Source organism: Streptomyces sp. UNOC14_S4, assembly GCF_020740835.1.
GTDB lineage: Bacteria > Actinomycetota > Actinomycetes > Streptomycetales > Streptomycetaceae > Streptomyces.
In genome coordinates this window covers 1-4,154 of record NZ_JAINFC010000603.1, presented here as the reverse complement: position 1 = coordinate 4,154, position 4,154 = coordinate 1, and the positions used below count along the sequence as shown (strand labels likewise).

4 protein-coding genes are annotated in these 4,154 nt (G+C 70.4%); 2 read left to right on the top strand and 2 right to left on the bottom strand.

Translation table 11 applies throughout. The features are described 5' to 3' along the window. Nucleotides 1-831, bottom strand: an 831-nt coding sequence (locus K6I34_RS32890) for a DeoR/GlpR family DNA-binding transcription regulator (RefSeq protein WP_229331700.1), incomplete at its 3' end; no start/stop codon positions are given. A gap of 186 nt (nucleotides 832-1,017) precedes the next feature. Continuing rightward, nucleotides 1,018-2,466: an NAD(P)H-quinone dehydrogenase gene (locus K6I34_RS32885; RefSeq protein WP_229331699.1), complete on the bottom strand. Its 1,449-nt coding sequence runs from the start codon at nucleotides 2,464-2,466 to the stop codon at nucleotides 1,018-1,020. A gap of 149 nt (nucleotides 2,467-2,615) precedes the next feature. Between K6I34_RS32885 and K6I34_RS32880 the strand changes: the two genes are divergently transcribed. Both K6I34_RS32880 and K6I34_RS32875 read left to right on the top strand, forming a co-directional pair. Beyond that, the gene (locus K6I34_RS32880) at nucleotides 2,616-3,053 is read left to right on the top strand and encodes a gamma-glutamylcyclotransferase (protein WP_229331698.1); all 438 of its coding nucleotides are present in this window, start codon (nucleotides 2,616-2,618) and stop codon (nucleotides 3,051-3,053) included. Nucleotides 3,054-3,235: 182 nt separating this feature from the next. After that, the gene (locus K6I34_RS32875; protein WP_121800649.1) at nucleotides 3,236-4,051 is read left to right on the top strand and encodes a purine-nucleoside phosphorylase; all 816 of its coding nucleotides are present in this window, start codon (nucleotides 3,236-3,238) and stop codon (nucleotides 4,049-4,051) included. Nucleotides 4,052-4,154: the final 103 nt, after the last annotated feature.

The window sequence follows — 4,154 nt, the reverse complement described above, 5'->3', positions numbered from 1 at the left end:
CAGGGCGTGCACATCTCGGTCGCCGGGCCCGGCGACCGAGATGTGCACGCCCTGGTCCGCCAGCGCCTGGAGCTCGGTGGCGGCCCGGTCGTCGTGCGGCCCGGGCTCGTCGGTCACCAGCCGGGTGATGACGTCGGTGGGCACCGTCTGGAACATGGTGTCGGTGCCCAGCTTGGTGTGGTCGGCGAGCACGACCACTTCCGCCGCCGCCTGGACCAGCGCCCGGTCCACGCTCGCGGAGAGCATGTTGGACGTGGACAGACCCCGCTCGGCGGTCAGCCCGCTCCCCGACAGGAACGCTCTCGACACCCGCAGCCCGTGCAGCGACTGCTCCGCCCCGCTGCCCACCAGGGCATAGTTGGAACCGCGCAGGGTGCCGCCGGTCATCACGACCTCGACCCGGTTGGCGTGCGCCAGCGCCTGCGCGACCAGCAGGGAGTTGGTGACCACGGTCAGACCGGGCACACGCGCGAGCCGGCGGGCCAGCTCCTGCGTGGTGGTCCCGGCGCCGACGACCACGGCCTCGCCCTCTTCGACGAAGCCGGCCGCGAGATCGGCGATGGCCGTCTTCTCCGCGGTCGCTAGATGGGATTTCTGCGGGAAGCCGGACTCCCTGGTGAATCCGCCCGGCAGCACCGCACCGCCATGCCGGCGGTCGAGCAGTCCTTCTGCCTCCAGTGCCCGCACGTCCCGCCGTACGGTCACTTCGGAGGTCTGGACGACGCGGGCGAGCTCACGGAGCGAAACCGCCCCGTTGGCCCGCACCATTTCGAGGATCAATTGACGACGTTCTGCAGCGAACACGAAACCGACAGTAACGCCAACGGCCATCCGTTTTCAGCAGGTTGCAGCAATTAACGGAAGTTGTCCGCTGCGGAACGTATGCCGTGGTATAGGGAATGCCCGGATCCGCCGGGCGCACTCCCGCGCCCCGAAGGGGCGCGGGACTGTGACATTGCGCGGCTCCGCCGCGTGGGCGCGACCAGCAGCAGCCGCACTACGGGCGAGCGCGGACGCTCACGCTTCCCGCGGCGCCTTCCGCGTGTGCAACTGCCGCGCGGCCTCCGCCAGCGAACCCGACAGCGACGGATACACGGTAAACGCGCTGGCGATCTGCTCCACGGTCAAGTTGTTGTCGACCGCAATCGAAATGGGGTGAATCAGCTCGCTCGCGCGCGGCGCGACGACCACGCCGCCCACCACGATGCCCGTGCCCGGGCGGCAGAACATCTTGACGAAGCCGTCCCGAATACCCTGCATCTTCGCGCGCGGATTGCGCAGCAGCGGCAGCTTCACCACCCGGGCGTCAATCTTTCCGCTGTCGACGTCGGCCTGGGTATAACCGACCGTCGCAATCTCCGGATCCGTAAATACGTTCGCGGATACAGCCTTGAGATTGAGCGGGGACACCGCGTCACCCAGGAAGTGGTACATCGCGATGCGGCCCTGCATCGCCGCGACCGACGCGAGCGCCAGCACCCCGGTCACGTCACCGGCCGCGTAGACGCCCGGCGCGCTCGTGCGCGAGACCCGGTCCGTCCAGATGTGGCCGGACTCCTTCAGCCGGACCCCGGCCTCCTCCAGACCGATCCCCTCGGTGTTGGGGATCGAGCCCACGGCCATCAGGCAGTGCGTACCCGTGATCACGCGGCCGTCGGCCAGCGTCACCTCGACGCGGTCGCCCACGCGCTTCGCGGACTGCGCGCGCGACCGGGCCATCACGTTCATGCCGCGCCGCCGGAAGACGTCCTCCAGCACGGCCGCCGCGTCGGGGTCCTCGCCCGGCAGCACCCGGTCGCGCGAGGAGACCAGCGTGACCTTCGAGCCCAGCGCCTGGTACGCGCCGGCGAACTCGGCGCCCGTGACACCCGAGCCGACCACGATGAGCTCCTCGGGGAGCTCGTCCAGGTCGTAGACCTGCGTCCAGTTCAGGATGCGCTCGCCGTCCGGCAGCGCGTCCGGGATCTCGCGCGGGTGCGCGCCCGTGGCGATCAGCACCGCGTCCGCGGTGAGCGTCTCCCGCCCGCCGTCCGCGGTGGTGACGACGACGGTCCGCGAGCCGTCCGGGCCCTGGTGCGGCTCCAGCCGGCCGCGCCCGCGCAGCACGCGCGCGCCCGCACGCGTGACGGACGCCGTGATGTCGTGCGACTGCGCCAGCGCGAGGCGCTTCACGCGTCGGTTGACCTTGCCGAGATCCACGCCGACCACCCGGGCCGACTGCTCCAGCGGCGGCGTGTCGTCGGCGACGATGATCCCCAGCTCCTCGTAGGAGGAGTCGAAGGTCGTCATCACCTCGGCCGTCGCAATGAGCGTCTTCGAGGGCACGCAGTCGGTCAGCACCGACGCCCCGCCCAGACCGTCGCAGTCGACGACGGTCACCTCCGCACCGAGCTGCGCGGCGACGAGCGCCGCCTCATAGCCGCCGGGTCCGCCACCGATGATCACGATCCGAGTCACGTACTCCATTGTCCCGCACCCAATCGAAGCGACTTCTCCCGGGGTCCGCGCGCCCGTACGTCCATCCGTGCGAGGACCGGCAGGAGGTTCCGGACGAACCCTCCTTCGAGACTGCCATCCCAAATGCCGTTCCGCCTCACTCCCGTACCCTCGGAGCCATGTCGCTCTACGCCGCGTACGCCGGCAACCTCGACGCGCGGCTGATGTCCCGCCGCGCACCCCACTCGCCCCTGCGCGGCACGGGCTGGCTCGCCGACTGGCGACTGACCTTCGGCGGGGAGCAGCTCGGCTGGGAGGGCGCCCTGGCCACCGTGGTGGAGGAGCCCCGGTCGCAGGTCTTCGTCGCGCTCTACGACATCGCCCCGATGGACGAGGAGTCGATGGACCGCTGGGAGGGCGTCGGCCTCGGGATCTACCGGCGCATGCGGGTGCGGGTGCACACCCTGGACGGCGAGGAGACCGCCTGGGTGTACGTCCTGAACGGCTACGAGGGCGGGCTGCCCTCCGCCCGCTATCTGGGTGAGATCGCCGACGCCGCCGAGTCTGCCGGGGCTCCGCACGACTATGTGATGGAGTTGCGGAAGCGGCCCTGTTAGGACTTGATCAGGGCTTGGTCAGGGCTCTTCCCGGGCTCGGCACGGGGCCGTGGTGGCTGCTGCAGTGGGTGCCGTGGTGTCTTATGACGAATTCATCTCGTCATAAGACACAAAGCAACAATCGGAACACCGTCACCAGCGACATCTACGCGCGTAGGCGAAGAGCGGCTACCCTCGTCCGCGTGAACGCATCAGTTACCCCCCAGACCGACCCGTACGCCGCGGCCGACGCCGCCGCCGCTCGCCTCCGCGAGCTCACGGGCGCCGAGACCCACGACGTCGCCCTGGTGATGGGCTCCGGATGGGTTCCCGCCACCGAGGCCCTCGGTGCCCCCGAGATCGAGTTCCCCGTCACCGAGCTGCCCGGCTTCTCCGCCGCGGCCGTCGCGGGCCACGCGGGCACCATCCGCTCGTACAAGGTCAACGACAAGCGCGTGCTCGTCTTCCTCGGCCGTACGCACTACTACGAGGGCCGTGGCGTCGCCTCGGTCGTCCACGGTGTGCGCACCTCCGTGGCCGCGGGCTGCAAGACCGTCGTCCTCACCAACGGCTGCGGTGGCCTGCGCGAGGGCATGCGCCCCGGTCAGCCGGTGCTGATCAGCGACCACATCAACCTCACGGCGACCTCGCCGATCGTCGGCGCCAACTTCGTCGACCTGACCGACCTGTACTCGCAGCGCCTGCGCGAGCTGTGCAAGGAGGTGGACGCCACCCTGGAGGAGGGCGTCTACGTCCAGTTCCCCGGCCCGCACTACGAGACGCCGGCCGAGATCCGCATGATCCGTACGCTGGGTGCGGATCTGGTGGGCATGTCCACCACGCTGGAGGCCATCGCGGCGCGTGAGGCGGGTGCCGAGGTGCTGGGTATCTCCCTGGTGACGAACCTGGCGGCGGGTATGACGGGCGAGCCCCTCAACCACGAGGAGGTCCTCCAGGCGGGCCGCGACTCCGCCACGGCGATGGGCCGCCTGCTGGCGTCGGTGCTGGACCGCCTGTAATCGGTCCTGGGCCTCCCTGGGCCTCTTCTGCGGGCCGGTGGGGCTTCTCGCGCAGTTCCCCGCGCCCCTGGGTTGGCTGGTGGGCCGGGGGCGGGGCCTCGGG

Bases quoted from the DNA above. Each gene is read 5' to 3' on its own strand.
- K6I34_RS32885 (WP_229331699.1), bottom strand. From the start codon at position 2,466: ATGGAGTACGTGACTCGGATCGTGATCATCGGTGGCGGACCCGGCGGC.
- K6I34_RS32880 (WP_229331698.1), top strand. From the start codon at position 2,616: ATGTCGCTCTACGCCGCGTACGCCGGCAACCTCGACGCGCGGCTGATG.